General features: G+C 68.7%; 18 protein-coding genes. 7 read left to right on the top strand and 11 right to left on the bottom strand.

Annotated features, from left to right (window positions below; all coding sequences use genetic code 11):
- The first annotated feature begins 71 nt into the window (after positions 1-71).
- The gene (locus ACRYRV_RS07570; RefSeq protein ID WP_253447629.1) at positions 72-485 is read left to right on the top strand and encodes a PaaI family thioesterase; all 414 of its coding nucleotides are present in this window, start codon (positions 72-74) and stop codon (positions 483-485) included.
- 6 nt (positions 486-491) lie between these two features.
- On the opposite strand, the gene ACRYRV_RS07565 is transcribed toward ACRYRV_RS07570, so the two are convergent.
- Entirely contained in the window at positions 492-872 is a 381-nt protein-coding gene (locus ACRYRV_RS07565; RefSeq protein WP_444985510.1) for a DUF423 domain-containing protein, read from the bottom strand.
- A gap of 141 nt (positions 873-1,013) precedes the next feature.
- Here ACRYRV_RS07565 and thiS point away from each other — a divergent pair, with 141 nt between their 5' ends.
- From thiS to trmB, 3 genes are read left to right on the top strand one after another with little or no spacing between them, the layout of a single operon-like run.
- The gene (gene thiS / locus ACRYRV_RS07560; RefSeq protein ID WP_253451921.1) at positions 1,014-1,226 is read left to right on the top strand and encodes a sulfur carrier protein ThiS; all 213 of its coding nucleotides are present in this window, start codon (positions 1,014-1,016) and stop codon (positions 1,224-1,226) included.
- Between the two features lie 49 nt (positions 1,227-1,275).
- On the top strand, positions 1,276-2,073 hold the full coding sequence (locus ACRYRV_RS07555; protein ID WP_253447635.1) for a thiazole synthase: 798 nt from the start codon (positions 1,276-1,278) through the stop codon (positions 2,071-2,073).
- 32 nt (positions 2,074-2,105) lie between these two features.
- Positions 2,106-2,849, top strand: a complete 744-nt coding sequence (gene trmB, locus ACRYRV_RS07550) for a tRNA (guanosine(46)-N7)-methyltransferase TrmB (RefSeq protein WP_444985511.1) — start codon at positions 2,106-2,108, stop codon at positions 2,847-2,849.
- Between the two features lie 496 nt (positions 2,850-3,345).
- Here trmB and ACRYRV_RS07545 read toward each other — a convergent pair whose 3' ends face one another.
- Positions 3,346-4,260 carry an AEC family transporter gene (locus ACRYRV_RS07545; protein ID WP_253447641.1) on the bottom strand — a complete coding sequence of 305 codons (915 nt, stop codon included), beginning with the start codon at positions 4,258-4,260 and terminating at the stop codon, positions 3,346-3,348.
- 111 nt (positions 4,261-4,371) lie between these two features.
- On the opposite strand from ACRYRV_RS07545, the gene ACRYRV_RS07540 reads away from it, so the two are divergent.
- Both ACRYRV_RS07540 and ACRYRV_RS07535 read left to right on the top strand, forming a co-directional pair.
- Entirely contained in the window at positions 4,372-4,884 is a 513-nt protein-coding gene (locus tag ACRYRV_RS07540) for a hypothetical protein (RefSeq protein ID WP_444985512.1), read from the top strand.
- Positions 4,881-5,474 carry an SCO family protein gene (locus ACRYRV_RS07535; protein ID WP_253447647.1) on the top strand — a complete coding sequence of 198 codons (594 nt, stop codon included), beginning with the start codon at positions 4,881-4,883 and terminating at the stop codon, positions 5,472-5,474. The genes ACRYRV_RS07540 and ACRYRV_RS07535 overlap by 4 nt, the downstream gene beginning before the upstream one ends.
- 38 nt (positions 5,475-5,512) lie before the next feature.
- On the opposite strand, the gene ACRYRV_RS07530 is transcribed toward ACRYRV_RS07535, so the two are convergent.
- The 7 genes from ACRYRV_RS07530 to ACRYRV_RS07500 all read right to left on the bottom strand — a co-directional run bounded on the left by ACRYRV_RS07530 (position 5,513) and on the right by ACRYRV_RS07500 (position 11,574).
- Positions 5,513-6,553 (bottom strand): poly(3-hydroxybutyrate) depolymerase, encoded by a 1,041-nt coding sequence (locus ACRYRV_RS07530; protein ID WP_309637402.1) that lies wholly within the window; start codon positions 6,551-6,553, stop codon positions 5,513-5,515.
- A gap of 9 nt (positions 6,554-6,562) precedes the next feature.
- A complete protein-coding gene (locus tag ACRYRV_RS07525) occupies positions 6,563-7,249 on the bottom strand; it encodes an FKBP-type peptidyl-prolyl cis-trans isomerase (RefSeq protein WP_253447652.1) in 687 nt (228 codons plus the stop codon).
- A gap of 109 nt (positions 7,250-7,358) precedes the next feature.
- Positions 7,359-7,802 (bottom strand): universal stress protein, encoded by a 444-nt coding sequence (locus ACRYRV_RS07520; RefSeq protein ID WP_253447655.1) that lies wholly within the window; start codon positions 7,800-7,802, stop codon positions 7,359-7,361.
- 18 nt (positions 7,803-7,820) lie between these two features.
- Entirely contained in the window at positions 7,821-9,104 is a 1,284-nt protein-coding gene (locus ACRYRV_RS07515) for a TRAP transporter large permease (protein ID WP_253447658.1), read from the bottom strand.
- Positions 9,105-9,125: 21 nt separating this feature from the next.
- Positions 9,126-9,713 carry a TRAP transporter small permease gene (locus ACRYRV_RS07510; protein ID WP_299312743.1) on the bottom strand — a complete coding sequence of 196 codons (588 nt, stop codon included), beginning with the start codon at positions 9,711-9,713 and terminating at the stop codon, positions 9,126-9,128.
- A 214-nt stretch (positions 9,714-9,927) separates the two neighbouring features.
- Complete coding sequence (locus ACRYRV_RS07505; RefSeq protein ID WP_309637398.1) at positions 9,928-10,947, bottom strand: TRAP transporter substrate-binding protein; 1,020 nt, start codon at positions 10,945-10,947, stop codon at positions 9,928-9,930.
- Positions 10,948-11,037: 90 nt separating this feature from the next.
- Positions 11,038-11,574 carry a TIGR02444 family protein gene (locus tag ACRYRV_RS07500; RefSeq protein WP_253447666.1) on the bottom strand — a complete coding sequence of 179 codons (537 nt, stop codon included), beginning with the start codon at positions 11,572-11,574 and terminating at the stop codon, positions 11,038-11,040.
- 49 nt (positions 11,575-11,623) lie between these two features.
- Between ACRYRV_RS07500 and ACRYRV_RS07495 the strand changes: the two genes are divergently transcribed.
- Complete coding sequence (locus ACRYRV_RS07495; RefSeq protein ID WP_253447669.1) at positions 11,624-13,570, top strand: ATP-binding cassette domain-containing protein; 1,947 nt, start codon at positions 11,624-11,626, stop codon at positions 13,568-13,570.
- A gap of 226 nt (positions 13,571-13,796) precedes the next feature.
- Here ACRYRV_RS07495 and dtd read toward each other — a convergent pair whose 3' ends face one another.
- A complete protein-coding gene (gene dtd, locus ACRYRV_RS07490; protein ID WP_444985514.1) occupies positions 13,797-14,234 on the bottom strand; it encodes a D-aminoacyl-tRNA deacylase in 438 nt (145 codons plus the stop codon).
- A gap of 72 nt (positions 14,235-14,306) precedes the next feature.
- Positions 14,307-14,873: a chalcone isomerase family protein gene (locus ACRYRV_RS07485; protein WP_253447675.1), complete on the bottom strand. Its 567-nt coding sequence runs from the start codon at positions 14,871-14,873 to the stop codon at positions 14,307-14,309.
- Positions 14,874-14,877: the final 4 nt, after the last annotated feature.

The raw sequence follows: 14,877 nt of genomic DNA, 5'->3' as shown, positions 1-14,877 counted from the left end.
CCTGCCCGGGGCGCTTTCGGTTATGTTGACGCCAGCGTCAATTCGCCCCATTCACTGCAAGGAGCCCGCCGATGACCGTGATGACCGCCGCCACCATCGAGGATTTTCTCGACGAGGTGTTTCCCCAGCGTATCGGTACCATCGAGGCCGTGGACCATATGCGCGCCACCATGAGCCTGGCCATCGATGACGAGCACCTGCGCCCCGGCGCCAGCGTCTCCGGCCCCACCCTGATGGGGCTGGCCGACGTCTGCCTCTACGTGGCGATCCTGGCCCAGATCGGCCCCGAGCCCATGGCGGTCACCAGCGACCTGCACTGCCGCTTCCTGCGCCGTCCCCGGGGCGACCGCGACATCATCGCCACCGCGCGCATCCTCAAGCTGGGTCGCCGCCTGGCGGTGGGCGAGGTGCAGCTCTTCTCCGCCGGCGACGAGCAGCCGGTGGCGCTGGTGACCGCCACCTATGCCCTGCCCGACCGGGACTGAGCCGGCTCAGGCCCGCGGGGCGCGCAGCACGGCAGCGGCCAGGGCCAGCCAGCCGGCGATCAGCAGCACCCCGCCCAAGGGGGTGATCATGCCCAGACCGCCGGCGCCGGTCAGCGCCATGGCGTAGAGCGAGCCCGAGAAGAGCCCCATGCCGGCCGCCCATAGCCCCATGGCCAGCCGCTGCCCGGCCAGGGGCATCGCGGCGCGCCAGGCCAGCACGGCGAGCAGCGCCAGGGTGTGCCACGCCTGATAGCGCACCCCGGTCTCGAAGGCCGCCACCAGGCGCGGCGTCAGGGTTCCCTCCAGGGCGTGGGCGCCGAAGGCCCCCGCCATGACCACCAGGGCGCCCGACAGTGCCGCCCCCAGCCACCAGCCTCTATCCTGCATGTCTGCTCCTCCCGTTGCGTCCAGGGTCGCTACCGTACCCCGGCCGGGCGGACTCGGCTACAATGGATGCCCGCGATTGGCGCCCGCCCGGCGGGCCCCGCGGTCCATGACGACAGCAACGACAAGCGCAGAGAGAACGCCATGCAGATCCAGCTCAATGGCGAGGCGCATACCCTGGCGCCCGACCTCACGCCGGCCCCGACGATCGCCGCGCTGATCGAGTCCCTGGGACTCGCCGGCCGCCGCATCGCCGTGGAGGTGAACGAGGAGATCGTGCCCCGCAGCGAACACGCCGCCACTCGCCTGGCCGAGGGCGATCGGGTCGAGGTGGTGCACGCCATCGGGGGCGGCTGAGCATCCCGCGCCCCCACACCGTGAAGACAATCACAGTAAGGCAGACTCGATGACAGACTTCTTCCAGGACCAGCCCCTGCGCGTCGCCGGGCGCGAATTCTCCTCCCGCCTGCTGGTCGGCACCGGCAAGTACAGGGACTTCGACGAGACCGGCGAGGCGATCGCCGCCTCCGGCGCCGAGGTGGTCACCTTCGCCGTACGGCGCACCAACCTGGGCCAGGAGGCGGGGGAGCCCAACCTGCTGGACGTGGTGCCGCCGGAGCGCTTCACCCTGCTGCCCAACACCGCCGGCTGCTACACGGCGAAGGACGCGGTGCGCACCTGCAAGCTGGCCCGGGAGCTGCTCGACGGCCACAGCCTGGTGAAGCTCGAGGTGCTGGGGGACGACTCGACCCTCTATCCCAACGTGGTGGAGACCCTGGCCGCCGCCGAGGCGCTGATCAAGGACGGCTTCGACGTCATGGTCTATACCAGCGACGACCCCATCGTGGCCCGTGAGCTGGAGCGTCTGGGCTGCTGCGCCATCATGCCGCTGGGCTCGCTGATCGGCTCCGGCCACGGCATCCAGAACCCCCACAACATCCGCCTGATCATCGAGCAGGCCAGCGTGCCGGTGCTGGTGGATGCCGGCATCGGCACCGCCTCCGATGCCGCCATGGCCATGGAGCTGGGCTGCGACGGCGTGCTGATGAACACCGCCATCGCCCATGCCCGCCAGCCGGTGCTGATGGCCAGCGCCATGAAGAAGGCGGTGGAGGCGGGGCGCGAGGCCTTCCTGGCCGGGCGCATGCCGCGCCGCCAGAGCGCCGACCCCTCTTCGCCCTTCGCCGGCCGCATCAACGGCTGAGCTCCCGAGACCCGACAAGAGCCCCATGATCCATGAGTGACCAATCCCGCGACGATACCGCCACCACCGGGCCGGAAGGGCCCGATGCCCCCCTGCACCGCCGCGGCATCAAGAGCTATGTGCTGCGCGCCGGGCGCATGACCCAGGCCCAGACCCGGGGCCTCGAGGAGGTGTGGCCGCGGCTGGGGCTGACCCTGGCCGAGGGCCGCCAGGACCTGGATGCCCTGTTCGGGCGCCGCGCGCCGCGGGTGGTGGAGATCGGCTTTGGCATGGGGGCCTCCCTGGTGGAGCAGGCGGAGACCCACCCCGATACCGACTTCATCGGCATCGAGGTGCACGCCCCCGGCGTGGGCAAGCTGCTTGACGAGGCCGACAAGCGCGGCCTCACCAACCTGCGGGTCTATCGGGAGGATGCGCTGCGGGTGCTCGAGGAGTGCCTGCCCGAGGGAAGCCTCGAGACCCTGCAGCTCTTTTTCCCCGACCCCTGGCCGAAGAAGAAGCACCACAAGCGGCGCATCGTGCAGCCCGCCTTCGTCGAGCTGGTGCGCACCCGGCTCAGGGTCGGCGGCACCTTCCACATGGCCACCGACTGGGAGGCCTACGCCGAGTGGATGGCCGAGGTGATGGACGCCGCCCCGGGCTATGCCAATACCGCGGCGCCGGAGACCGCCCCCTATGTGCCGCGGCCCGAGTTCCGTCCGCTGACCAAGTTCGAGGCCCGCGGCGAGAAGCTGGGCCACGGCGTCTGGGACCTGATCTACCGCCGCGCCGACTGATCACGCCCCTCCCACGCTCCTCGAAGCCCCCGCCCATGCGGGGGCTTCGTTGCTTCTGCGATACAAAAAGATTCTTCGCAGACTGGCGTGACATTGCCCAGTAGGAGCTCGGGTTCCCCGAGCGAATGGCGCCGCAGGCGCCCCGGCGGTATTGCAGGCGCTGGTGCCTGCCGCCGGAAGTCCTTCGGCCTCCATTCGTCGAAGCGTCGAACCGCCACCAAAAAAAGCCGCCCTCGATGGGGCGGCGGCAAGACCCTGGGGTGGTAAGGAGCAGCAATGAGGAGGGACCCTCCAGACCAAAAAAAGCCGCCCTGGTGAGGGCGGCGGCAAGACCGTGACTAGCAATGAGGAGGGAGAAACCATGGCAGGTGACTGGCGGTACCTGCGATGGCCGTGGCGGCTCATCAACGCCACTGGAAACAAGAGTAATCATTCTCATTTGCGGCGTCAACAGTAATGCGAATATTTTTTATTTGCGTTTGTCCTGGCGGCGCCCTTAGCCGGCCAGGCGCAGCCAGAGGGGCAGGGTGGCCATGGCCAGCAGGGTCTGGGCGGTGATCAGGGCCGCCATCATCTCGGCGTCGCCGCCCAGCTGGCGGGCGAGGATATAGGCGGAGGTGGCGGTGGGCAGGGCGGCAAACAGCAGTGCCACGTCGCGGCTCACCGGGTCGAGCCCCAGCGCCAGGGCGAGCAGCAGTACCAGGGCGGGCATCAGCCCCAGCTTGATGGCGTTGGTGGCCCAGATGCCGCGGTCGAGGCGCAGCAGCGCCTCCGGGCGCAGCGCCACCCCTACCGCCACCAGGCCCAGCGGCAGGGCGGCGCGCCCCAGCAGCTCCACGGTATCCGCGCTCCAGCCGGGGAGGCCGATGCCGCTCACGTTCAGGCCGATGCCGATCAGGCAGCCGAGGATCAGCGGGTTGCGGGTCAGTGCGGTCAGGCTCTTGCCGAGGCTGCCGGCCCCCAGGGTGCCGGCGGCGATAAAGCTCGCCACGCACATGACGTTGACCACCGGTACCATCAGCGCCACGGCCACCGCCGCCACGGTGGCACCTGGGGCACCGTGAAGCGCTGCGGCACCGGCCACCCCCACATAGGTGTTGAAGCGTAGCGCCCCCTGGAAGGCCGAGGTGAAGGCGGCAGGCTCGAGGCCCAGCCAGCCTCGCAGCCTCCAGAGCAGGGCGCCGAAGAGTCCCATGGCGCCGAGCAGCGCCAGGGCGACCCGGCCCACCGGCACCTGGCTGACGTCGGCGGTGGCCAGGGTCGAGACCAGCATGGCGGGAAACAGCAGGAAATAGATCAGCCGCTCCAGCTGCGGCCAGAAGTCCCCTCCCGGCTGGCGCAGGCGGCCCAGCACGGCGCCCAGCAGGATCAGCAGGAAAAGGGGGCCCAGTGCATTTGCCACGCCCGTCATCGCGATCTCCTTGGTCGAGTTGCCCTGCGACATCCTTGCGCACTCTGCCACAGGCGAATGCTGATAAGCTTAACCCGACATTTCCTTTAGTGAATGCCCTCACACGCTGCCATGACAACGCCTGCCTCCACCGAACCGGCCGTTTCACGCCCGCCGCTGCTGCGGCTGCTGGTGCTCTTTACCCTGGGGACCGTGGCCGTGGCGCTCTGGTATCTGGCCAGCTACAGTCTTCGCGGAGACGACAATATTCTCTGGTATCCGGAGGAGGGTGGCTGCGACCTGGCCCAGGGTGCCTGTCGGGCACCCCTTGGGGAGCGAGGAAGCCTGACGCTGGACCTGGGCGCCGACGGTGAGATCCGCGCCCTGGAGGTCCTGCCGATGACGGTGGCCCTGGAGGGCATCGAGGCGGAGGCGGTGGTGGTGGACTTCGTCGGCCGCGACATGGACATGGGGCTGCATCGCTATCCGCTGACGCGGCAGGACGATGGCCTGTTTCGCGGCGACGGGCAGATTCCGATCTGTACCGAGCAGGTCATGCCCTGGCGGGCACGAGTCATCGTGAGCCAAGGCGAGGAGCGCCTGGGCAGTGGATTCAACTTCGACGTGGAGAGAAGTCAGCTATGAAACGACAGGGGCTGCTGGCGGGTATCGCGCTGCTGGTACTGATGCTGGGGGTGGCAGGCTATGGCCTCTTCCAGCAGCAGATGAACACCGGCGGCAGTGGCAACGGACTCAGTGGTGGCCCCATCGAGCTGCCTTCCACCCGGGGTGACTTCTCCCTGACCCAGCTCGAAGAGGACCAGGTGGCGGTGGTCTTCTTCGGCTATACCTACTGTCCCGACGTCTGCCCCATGAGCCTGGCCGTGGTGCGCCAGGCGCTGGCCGAGCTGGACGAGGCGGAGCGCGAGCGGGTGGTGCCGCTGATGATCTCCGTGGACCCCGAGCGCGACACCATCGAGCGCCTGGCGGAGTACACCGGCTATTTCGGCGAGGCCTTTATCGGCGCCACCGGCAGCGAGGCCGAGCTCGAGGAGCTGGCCGGTCGCTACGGCGCGGTGTGGCGGCGAGTCGAGACCCCGGAGTCGGCCATGGGCTACACCATCGACCACAGCTCCTCGCTCTACCTGGTGGATCGCGATGGCGACATCCTGCGGCGCGTGCTCTATTCGCCGGCCCCCCACGCCCTGCTCTCCGCCCTGGACGAAGCGCTGTGACCCGCCAGGTCCGCGTCAGCTGAACCTGCGACCCCGCCTCAGCGCGGGGTCGCTGCTTCCTGGAGCCGGTCGATCATGCCCATCAGGGCGCGAACCTGGGTGCCGTCGCGGCTGTCATGGAGCGGGTCGAGCTGCCAGGTGCTCTCCGCAAAGCCCCACCAGTCCCAGCACCCCTGGGGGTTGGCCAGGCTGGTCTCGGCCTGGGGGTAGAGCACGACCCTGTCGTTGGCGGCGGCCCACTCGTTGAGGCCGCTGTGGCGCACGAAGAGCTCGCCGATCTGCTCGGCGCCCATGGCGCAGCCGTGGAGGGCCACGGTGAGCTCACAGCCGCCCTCGTGGCAGGCATCGGGCACGAAGAGATAGCCCGAATCATCCAGCCCCTTGACCGCGAAGTCGCGCTGATCGAAGTGGATCAGCTCGCCTGACCCTTGCCCGTCCCCTCCTCCGTCGTGCAGCCAGTTCATCGCCTCGTCGGCGATCTCCAGCCCGCAGCTCAGCAGGTGGGTGCCACCGCCCTGTCGGCAGTCGCCCAGCTCCGTGGCCGGGGGTGGGGTGTCGCGGTGGCCGATGGGCCAGCCGTGGCCGATGCCCTCGCTCTCGACGAAGCGCAGCTGCTCATCCGGCGCTTCCAGCCAGGTGCCGAGCTGCTCGGCCAGGGCCGCCCCCAGGGCCGGGGCCACGGTCTCGTCGGCGCTGCCGTGCCAGACGAAGGCGCGCAGCGCTGAAAGCGCCTCGGCGCTGCCGGCGCGATCGAGCTCCCGGTAGCCCGCCAGGCGCTGCTCCAGTTCGGCGAGGTCGGGGGGGCCGAGCCGGGTGGTCATGCACTGGCCCAGGGCGCGGCGCAGAGTCCCCTGAGCGCAGGACCAGGGGCCCGCCCCCAGCACGGCCAGGCCGCTGAAGCGCTCCGGCCAGGCCACCGCCAGCTGGGTGGCCATGTAGCCCCCGGAAGAGACGCCGATCACGCTGGTATCGGCCCGGGAGAGGTCAAGGGCGGGCAGGTCGGGAAGGCGGTCGGCGGCCGCCGGCGACGCGATGACCGCCAGCATCACGCCGGCGGCCAGGAAACGAGGTGGGGTCATGGGGCGCAATCAGTCGGTGGTGACGTCGAGCAGCTCGACGCGGAAGATCAGGGTCTCATGGGGACCGATGGGGCCCTGGCCCTGGGCGCCATAGCCCAGCTCGGCGGGAATCACGATCTCCCAGCTGTCACCGACGCTCATCAGCTGCAGGGCCTCCTGCCAGCCGTCGATCACCTGATTGACGCGAAAGCTGACCGGCTCGCCGCGCTCATAGGAGCTGTCGAAGACGGTGCCGTCGATCAGGGTGCCCTCGTAGTGCACCTCGACGCCGTCCTCGGGGCCCGGGGAGGCGCCGTCGCCGGACTCCAGCACGCGATACTGAAGACCCGACGCGGTGACCTCGACGCCCTCCGCCTCGGCGTTGGCGGCCAGGTAGGCCTCACCTTCGGCGCGGTTGGTCTCGGCCCTCTGCTCGGCCTCGGCCTGCCGGGCGGCCATGGCCTCCTGCTGGAAGCGCATCAGCGCCTCGGCCATCTCCTCGTCGCTCATCGCCAGCTCGCCGCCGGCGAAGACGTCCTGGACCGCCTGGGTGAAGGCGTCGACGTCCAGATCGCGCACGTCCTGCTGGATGCTCTGCCCCAGGGTCACGCCGAGGCTGTAGCCGAGGCGCGCCTCATCGGTTTCCGGGGCGGCCAGCGCCAGGGGGGCAGCGCCCAGCAGGGCGGTCAGGGAAGCGGTGGTCAGCAGTCTCTTCATGAACGAGCCTTGTGGTTAGGCGCTTGGCGCCATCGATGTGTGGAGATCATGGGACTCCGGTGGAACCTTGCCGGTTCCCCGGCACGGGGCCCGGGAACCGGCGCGGCTATCATACCACCAGGGTCGGGCAGTGGGCGGAGCCGGCCACCCGCTGGGCCACGCTGCCCAGCAGCAGGCTCTTGTCGCCGTTGGTGCCCTGGGAGCCGATCACGATCAGGTCGCACTCCCGCTTGCGGGCGAAGCGCACTATGGTGCGCGAGGGGCGCCCCCCCTTGACGAAGGCGCGCAGCTTCTCCGCGGGCACCCCCAGCTCCAGGGCGTGGGCCTTGGCCTGAACGGCGATCTCGGTGGCGTACTCCTTGAGGGCGTCGTCGGGGATCTCCAGCTTGTCCGGGCGCACCATGGAGAGCGACGCCTCAAGCAGGCTGTGATGCTTGAAGACGCACAGGACGTAGAGCTCCGAGCCGGTCAGCAGCGCCAGGCCGACGCCCTTCTCGAGGGCCTTCAGGGCCCCCTTGGAACCGTCCACCGGTACCAGTATCCGATTGAACATCGTCAATGCCTCCTTGGATCAGCGGAACGCCAGGTCGCGCAGGAACAGGGCGATCTGCGGGAACATGATGATCAGTACCGCCGCCAGCACCAGCATGAAGACGAAGGGCGGCGTGCCGCGGATCACCTCCCAGTAGGGGCGCTTGAAGATGGCGATGGCGGTGAAGATATCGCACCCGAAGGGGGGCGTCGCCGAGCCTATCGCCACCTGCAGGGTGATCAGCACGCCGACATGCACCGGGTCGAGGCCGGAAGCGGCGATGGCCGGGGCGAAGATCGGCGTCAGCACCAGGATCACCACGATGGGGTCCACGAACATGCAGGCCACGAAGAAGGCGATGGAGATGGCGATCAGCACGCCCACCGGGCCGGCCTCGTTGATGCCCACGGCGCCGAGCACCGCCTGGGGGATCTGGGCGAAGGAGATGATCCAGGAGAAGCCGTTGCCCACCGCCACCAGAATGAAGACCACGGCGGTGATCAGGCCGGTGGACTTGGCGATGGCGTAGATGTGGTGCAGCTTCAGCGAGCGGAAGACCGCGAACTCCAGGATCACCGCGTAGAGCACGCAGGCCGCGGCGGCCTCGGTGGGGCTGAAGATACCGCCGTAGATGCCGCCCACGATCAGCACCGGGAAGCCCAGCGGCCAGAGGGCATCCTTGACCGCCACGGCGCGCTCTTTCCAGCTGGAGCGCGGCTCGGTAGGGACCTTATTGATGTAGGCGTAGGCGATGCAGTAGGCGGAGAACATGGCCAGGATCAGCAGGCCCGGGCCGATGCCGGCAATGAACAGCTCGCCGATGGAGGTGCCGGAGATGACCCCGTAGATGATCATGCCGATGCTGGGCGGGATCAGGAAGGCGATATCGCTAGAGTTGATGATCAGCGCCAGGGTGAAGGGGTCCTTGTAGCCCGCCTTGAGCATGCGCGGGCGCAGCGGCGAGCCCACCGCCACCACGGTGGCCTGGGTAGAGCCGGAGACGGCGCCGAACAGGGTGCAGGAAGCCGCCGTGGAGACCGCCAGCCCCCCCTTGATATGGCCGACGAAGCTCATGACCATATTGATCAGGCGGTTGGCCGACTGGCCTCGGGTCATGATGTCGGCGGCCAGGATGAACATGGGCACGGCGATCAGCGCCGTGGGGCGGATGCCGCCCATCATCTGCTGGATCAGGGTTTCCATCTGGCCCAGGCCGCCGAAGGTCATGTAGAAACCAACGAAGGCCGCCGTGGCCAGGGGAATCATCATCGGGAACCCGAGCAGCAGGAGCACGATCATGATGGAGAGAATAATGGCTGTCATGGGAATGTGCCTCGCTCGGGATCAGACTTCCGTTTCCGTGTCCTTGTAACCGTCCACCACGTGGGTCGAGAGGTAGACGTCACGGGAGGTCAGGTTCTTGATGGCGGTCAGCAGGTACTGGATCCCGGTGATTGCGAAGCCGATGGGCACCCAGACGTACATGATCCATACCGGCATGCTCAGGGAGGGCAGCACCCGCCCGCGGGAGTAGACGGTGTTGATATAGCCGATCGAGTAGTAGCAGAGCACGAACATCACCAGGGCGGTGAACAGGCAGATGAAGATCATCATCCAGCGGCGCCCGCCGGTAGGCACAGCGTCATAGATGGCCGACATGCGGATATGGCGCCCATGGCGGGCCGCATAGCCGATGCCGGCGAAGGTGATCATCACGATCAGGATGCGATTGATCTCCTCGGAGAAGTGCAGGCTCTCGCCGAGGATAAAGCGGCTCAAGACGTTGGCGATGGTGTTCACCGCCATCAGGATGACCCCCATGGCGAGGATCACCGCCTCGATGCGGCTGATCCAGGTATCGATGGGGCCAAGGGGGCCGGGAAGGGTCGAGCGATAGTTCTTCTCGGCAATGTCGTCTTCGTTCATTTCCATGTCGGCTGACTCCTGTCGTTCCCCGTGCGTTGTGTCGCGTCGCGAGCGCCTGTGGGGCGCCTCTTCCCCTGAGGTTAACGCCTGGGGTGTGGCGTTGCTGCGCTGGCTTCAACGCTGCATGGCCGGATGCAGCGGGCCGCTGCGCCATCCGAAGAGAAGGGGGGCAGCCTTTCGGCCACCCCCCGGTGTGATGCAGCAGGCACTAGCGGCCGGCTCAGTCGTTGGACATCACGGCTTCCAGGTCGGCGTGGAACTGGTCGAGCAGTTCACGACCGCGGTCGCCGGTCATCTCGATGAAGCGCTCCTCGACCTGGGGCGCACGGGCGCGGAAGGCCTCGATCTGCTCCTCGGTCAGGCGGGTCACGGTGACCTCGTCGGAAGACTCCTGAATCCTGGCCAGGGAGTCATCGGCCAGGCCCGAGATGTGCTCGATGATCACCTCGTAGGCGTGGTCGGAGGCATCACGGACCAGCTGCTGCTCCTCCTCGGAGAGCCCGTTGAAGAAGTCCTGGTTGGCCATCATGGCGGTGGTGAACCAGCCGTGGCCGGTATAGACCAGGTTCGGGGAGACCTCGTAGAGACCGCCGGACTCGATCCAGAAGATGGGGTTCTCCTGGCCGTCGAGGATGCCGGTCTGCAGGCCGCCGTAGACCTCACCCCAGGGCAGCGGGGTGGGGCTGGCGCCGAAGGCGCGGTAGGTGGCGGAGAGCAGCGGGTTGGTCATGGTGCGGATGTTCTTGCCGCGCAGCTCTTCCGGCGTGGTGAAGGGCTCGTCCAGGGTGACGACCATCTCGCCTTCCGGGTACATCTTGAGCAGCTCCAGGCCCTGCTCGGCGTAGAGCTCCGGGAACATCTCGTTGATGGCCACGCTGGTGTTGAAGAACTCGATGACGGTCTCTTCATCGGTGGGCAGCAGGTAGGGCACGAAGAAGATCTGCGCCTCGGGGATCAGCGAGCCGGTAAAGCCGGGCGACTGGTTGACGAACTGCAGGATGCCCGCCTGGGTCTGCTCCATGATGTCGTCGGACTCGCCCAGCTCGCCGAAGCGGAAGATCTGGACGGTATTATCGGAGTTCTCTTCGATATAGTCCTTGAAGGCGTGGGCGAAGACGTCCTGGACGTCGTCCTGATACTCCTCGTGGGCGTAGCGCCAGTTGGCGGAATGGGCCGCCGCGGACATCCCGAAAAGCAGGGCGCCAACGGTGGCCGTGGTCATCAGCTTGGTTGCCTTCATTCTTGTAGTCCCCTCACGATTTACCTGGTCAATATCGGGTGAAATTGACAGCGTCATGGCAGGCGACTCGCCTGCCCGAGTAAATTCAGGCTAGCGTGGGCCCGGGGGAGGGTCAAGCTGAGCTATCAGCGTTGCGAGCGTTGAAAGGTCGGGTTTTTTCTGTGATGTCAGGCGCGAAGCGAGCACTTTTTCGGCATCCGAGCCGCCGGTCGTGCAGAGCGGAAAACCCTCCGAGGTGGCGAGCCGCTCCAGCCGGCTCAGCGTCTCCCGCTCGGCCTGCAGTTCGGCGTGCTTGAGGGTCTCGCGCAGCTCGGCCACGCCGCCGGCGGTGGCCGCCTCGGCCTTGAGACGGCGGCGCAGGGCGCGCAGGGGGGCGGTGACCTCCTGCTGCCAGGCCAGGGCGGCGGGCAGCGCCGCCTCGAGTGCCCGGGAGGGCCTGGCGCCGTGCCGCAGCAGCCAGCAGCGCCAGAGCAGCTCGCAGACGTCCACGCCGGCCTCGTCCTGGAGCCGCAGGCAGGCCGCCTCTACCCCGGGCCTGGCGTAGAGGGCCAGGGCGAACTCCCATAGGGGGTGGTCAAGCAGGCGAGCCCGCAGAACGGCCATCATTTCGGTAGAATCAGCGCTCATCATTTCCGCCGCCGCTTTCACGGCGGCCCTGTACGCCCGTGGAGCCCGCATGATCGCACTGCGCCAAGTTTCCCTGCAACGCGGCACCCAGGCCCTGCTGGAGGGCGCCGACCTGACCCTGCACGCCGGCCACAAGGCGGGGATCGTCGGCCCCAACGGCGCCGGCAAGTCGAGCCTCTTCAAGCTGCTGCTCGGCGAGCTGGCCCCGGACCGCGGCGAGGTCGAGATGAGCGGCGGCCAGCGCATCGCCCATATGGCCCAGGAGGTGGAGGCCCTGGAGCGCGCCATCGTCGACTACGTGCTGGATGGCGACCGGGAGCTGCGTGCCACCGAGGCGGCCCTCGCCGCGGCCCGGGAGGCCCATGACGCCCATCGTGAGGCGGAGCTGCACGGCGTCATCGAGGCCCTGAACGGCTACAGCGCCCCGGCCCGGGCGGCCCAGCTGCTGGTGGGGCTGGGCTTCAGCCAGGCGGACCTGGCGCGTCCGCTGTCGGACTTCTCCGGCGGCTGGCGGATGCGGGTCAACCTGGCGCGTACCCTCTTCATGCCTTCGGACCTGCTGCTGCTCGACGAGCCCACCAACCACCTGGACCTGGACGCCCTGCTGTGGCTGGAGCAGTGGCTGACCCGCTATCCCGGCACCCTGCTGCTGATCTCCCACGACCGGGACTTCCTCGATGCGGTGTGTGACCACATCGTCCACTTCGACCGCCAGAGCCTGGTGCTCTACCGCGGCAACTACTCCACCTTCGAGCGCACCCGGGCCGAGAAGCTCGCCCTGCAGCAGGCCGAGGCGGCCAAGCAGCAGGCCAGGCGCGAGGAGATCGAGCGCTTCGTGGCGCGCTTCCGGGCCAAGGCCACCAAGGCGCGCCAGGCCCAGAGCCGCCTGAAGATGCTGGAGCGCATGGGGGATATCGCCGTGGCCCACGCCGACTCCCCCTTCCACTTCACCATTCCTGCCGCCGACAAGGCCTCCCACCCGCTGCTGGTGCTGGACGAGGCGCGGCTCGGCTATCGCGACGAGGCGGGGGAGGAGAAGGTCCAGCTCGACCAGGTCAAGCTGACCCTGCTGCCCGGACAGCGCATCGGCCTGCTGGGGCCCAACGGCGCCGGCAAGTCGACCCTGATCAAGTCGCTGACCGGCGAGCTGCCGCTGCTGGGCGGGGCGCGGGTTCCCGGCGAGCACCTGGCCATCGGCTACTTCGCCCAGCACCAGCTGGAGGGGCTCGACCTCGCCTCGACCCCCTTCATGCACGTGCAGCGGCTCTCACCGAAGGCCAGCGAGCAGGAGATCCGCAACTTCCTGGGCGGCTTCGGCTTCCAGGGCGATGACGCCTTCGGTGAGGTGGGGCGCTTCTCCGGTGGCGAGAAGGCGCGCCTGGCGCTGGCCCTGGTGGCCTGGCAGAAGCCCAACCTGCTGCTCCTCGACGAGCCCACCAACCACCTGGACCTGGAGATGCGCGAGGCGCTCACCGAGGCCCTGGCGGCCTTCGAGGGCACGGTGATCATCGTCTCCCACGACCGCCACCTGCTGCGCGCCACCGTGGACGAGTTCTGGCGGGTGGCCGACCATCGGGTCGAGCCCTTCGACGGCGACCTGGAGGACTACCGGGCCTGGCTCAAGGCGCGCCTCGAGGGGGAGCGGCGCGAGGCCCGGGCCGAGAAGGGAGAGCGCCAGGCCGAGAGCGCGGCGCCGAAAGAGGATCGCAAGGCAGCCCGGCGCGCCGCCGCCGAGCTGCGCGAGAAGCTGCGCCCGCTCAAGAAGCAGCGCGACCGCGCCGAGCAGGCCATGGAGAAGGTCCAGGCGGAGCTCGCCGCGGTGGAAGAGACCCTGGGCAACGCCGAGCTCTATACCGATGCCGGGCGCAAGGAGGAGCTTACCGCCGCCCTAGCCCGCCAGGGCGAGCTCAAGTCGCGCCTGGATGGCCTTGAAGCTGAGTGGCTTTCCGCCGAGGAGGCGCTGGAGGCCATGGAGGCGGAGCTCAGCGGTAGCTGAGGTAGCGTGCGTCAAGCACCGCCGGGCAAGCGCGAAAGCGACATATACCCCGGGTTGCTGGCGCAAGCGAAGCGACGTCCGGCGCTCGCCAGGGATGGCGAGCGAGGGTCACTCGTGAGGGATTATGTTGTGACCCGACGGACAGGTCGCGAGCGCAGAGCCAGGGTTTCAACCCGGGGGCGCGACTCGTGCTTGCCCGGCGGGCATGGGCTGTGCGGCCGTACCCTCAGCTCTCCAGCAGAAAGGTCACCGGTCCGTCATTGACCAGCGAGACCTGCATGTTGGCGGCGAACTCGCCGCTCTCCACCTTCGGCCAGGCCGCCTCGGCCCGCGCCAGCAGGAGGTGGAAGAGGCGGTCGCCCTCGGCGGGCGGCGCGGCGCTGGAGAAGCTGGGCCTGAGCCCCTTGCGGGTGTCGGCGGCCAGGGTGAACTGGGAGACCAGCAGCAGCCCGCCGTCGACCTGCTGCAGGTTGAGGTTCATCTTGTCGTCGGCATCGGCGAAGACCCGGTAGTGCAAGAGCTTGTGCAGCAGCCGGTCCACGGCGGCCTCGTCGTCCCCCTTCTCCACGCCCACCAGGGCCAGCAGCCCGTGGTCGATGGCGCCCACGGTGCTCCCCTCCACGGCCACGCTGGCCCGGGTGACCCGCTGAATCAGTGCCTTCATCTCTGTGCTCCCTCGCTGTCACTGGCGGCTCGCTCTCGAGCGGCGCCAAGGGTAGCACGTTCCAGGCCCGGCTCAGCGCCGCCCCAGCAGGGCGTCCCGGAAGTCATCCCGCAGCGGCTGGTCGCCGAGCCAGAGCCCGAACAGGGCGCTGGCCAGGGCCGGGTCGTCACCGGTATAGAGCGTCTCGCCGTTGAGGGCCAGGGAGAGGGTGTCGTGGTGCCAGGTCAGGGCGTAACGGTCGCCGGGCTCGACGCTGCGGTAGGCCCGAGTGAAGGCGTTGAGCGCCGGCAGCAGCTCCCGGTAGGCGGTCTCTCCCAGGCGCTCGCGGACGCTGTCGCGGGTGACGCCGGCGAAGTCCTCGGCGGCGATGGCGTGGAAGTACTCCAGCTCCAGGCGCCTGGGTACGGTGGCCAGGGGCGCCGGCTCGGCGGTCTCCGGGGCCTGGTAGTAGGCCCCGGCGTAGGCGGTCCAGATCAGGTAGCGGAACAGCCCGTGGCCCACCAGGGCCAGGGGCTGGCCGTCGAGGTCCAGCTGGGTGGCGAAGCGTGCGCCACGCACCTCCACGCTCTCGGCGGCAGGCGCCAGAGGAGCGACGAGCAGGAGCAGGGCGGTCGCCAGGGTAGCAAGGGAAAGGGGCACGGGG

Source organism: Halomonas mongoliensis (assembly GCF_052496345.1).
Note: the sequence above shows the minus strand (reverse complement) of the source record. Positions and strands in the feature narration are given on the sequence as shown.

What these genes read in the sequence shown, in the direction of transcription:
- ACRYRV_RS07570 (WP_253447629.1), top strand. Translation starts at nt 72, where the DNA reads ATGACCGTGATGACCGCCGCCACCATCGAGGATTTTCTCGACGAGGTG.
- ACRYRV_RS07565 (WP_444985510.1), bottom strand. Translation starts at nt 872, where the DNA reads ATGCAGGATAGAGGCTGGTGGCTGGGGGCGGCACTGTCGGGCGCCCTG.
- ACRYRV_RS07515 (WP_253447658.1), bottom strand. Translation starts at nt 9,104, where the DNA reads ATGACAGCCATTATTCTCTCCATCATGATCGTGCTCCTGCTGCTCGGG.
- ACRYRV_RS07495 (WP_253447669.1), top strand. Translation starts at nt 11,624, where the DNA reads ATGATCGCACTGCGCCAAGTTTCCCTGCAACGCGGCACCCAGGCCCTG.
- ACRYRV_RS07530 (WP_309637402.1), bottom strand. Translation starts at nt 6,553, where the DNA reads ATGACCCCACCTCGTTTCCTGGCCGCCGGCGTGATGCTGGCGGTCATC.
- thiS (WP_253451921.1), top strand. Translation starts at nt 1,014, where the DNA reads ATGCAGATCCAGCTCAATGGCGAGGCGCATACCCTGGCGCCCGACCTC.
- dtd (WP_444985514.1), bottom strand. Translation starts at nt 14,234, where the DNA reads ATGAAGGCACTGATTCAGCGGGTCACCCGGGCCAGCGTGGCCGTGGAG.
- ACRYRV_RS07510 (WP_299312743.1), bottom strand. Translation starts at nt 9,713, where the DNA reads ATGGAAATGAACGAAGACGACATTGCCGAGAAGAACTATCGCTCGACC.
- ACRYRV_RS07540 (WP_444985512.1), top strand. Translation starts at nt 4,372, where the DNA reads ATGACAACGCCTGCCTCCACCGAACCGGCCGTTTCACGCCCGCCGCTG.
- ACRYRV_RS07520 (WP_253447655.1), bottom strand. Translation starts at nt 7,802, where the DNA reads ATGTTCAATCGGATACTGGTACCGGTGGACGGTTCCAAGGGGGCCCTG.
- trmB (WP_444985511.1), top strand. Translation starts at nt 2,106, where the DNA reads ATGAGTGACCAATCCCGCGACGATACCGCCACCACCGGGCCGGAAGGG.
- ACRYRV_RS07545 (WP_253447641.1), bottom strand. Translation starts at nt 4,260, where the DNA reads ATGACGGGCGTGGCAAATGCACTGGGCCCCCTTTTCCTGCTGATCCTG.
- ACRYRV_RS07525 (WP_253447652.1), bottom strand. Translation starts at nt 7,249, where the DNA reads ATGAAGAGACTGCTGACCACCGCTTCCCTGACCGCCCTGCTGGGCGCT.
- ACRYRV_RS07535 (WP_253447647.1), top strand. Translation starts at nt 4,881, where the DNA reads ATGAAACGACAGGGGCTGCTGGCGGGTATCGCGCTGCTGGTACTGATG.
- ACRYRV_RS07555 (WP_253447635.1), top strand. Translation starts at nt 1,276, where the DNA reads ATGACAGACTTCTTCCAGGACCAGCCCCTGCGCGTCGCCGGGCGCGAA.
- ACRYRV_RS07500 (WP_253447666.1), bottom strand. Translation starts at nt 11,574, where the DNA reads ATGAGCGCTGATTCTACCGAAATGATGGCCGTTCTGCGGGCTCGCCTG.
- ACRYRV_RS07505 (WP_309637398.1), bottom strand. Translation starts at nt 10,947, where the DNA reads ATGAAGGCAACCAAGCTGATGACCACGGCCACCGTTGGCGCCCTGCTT.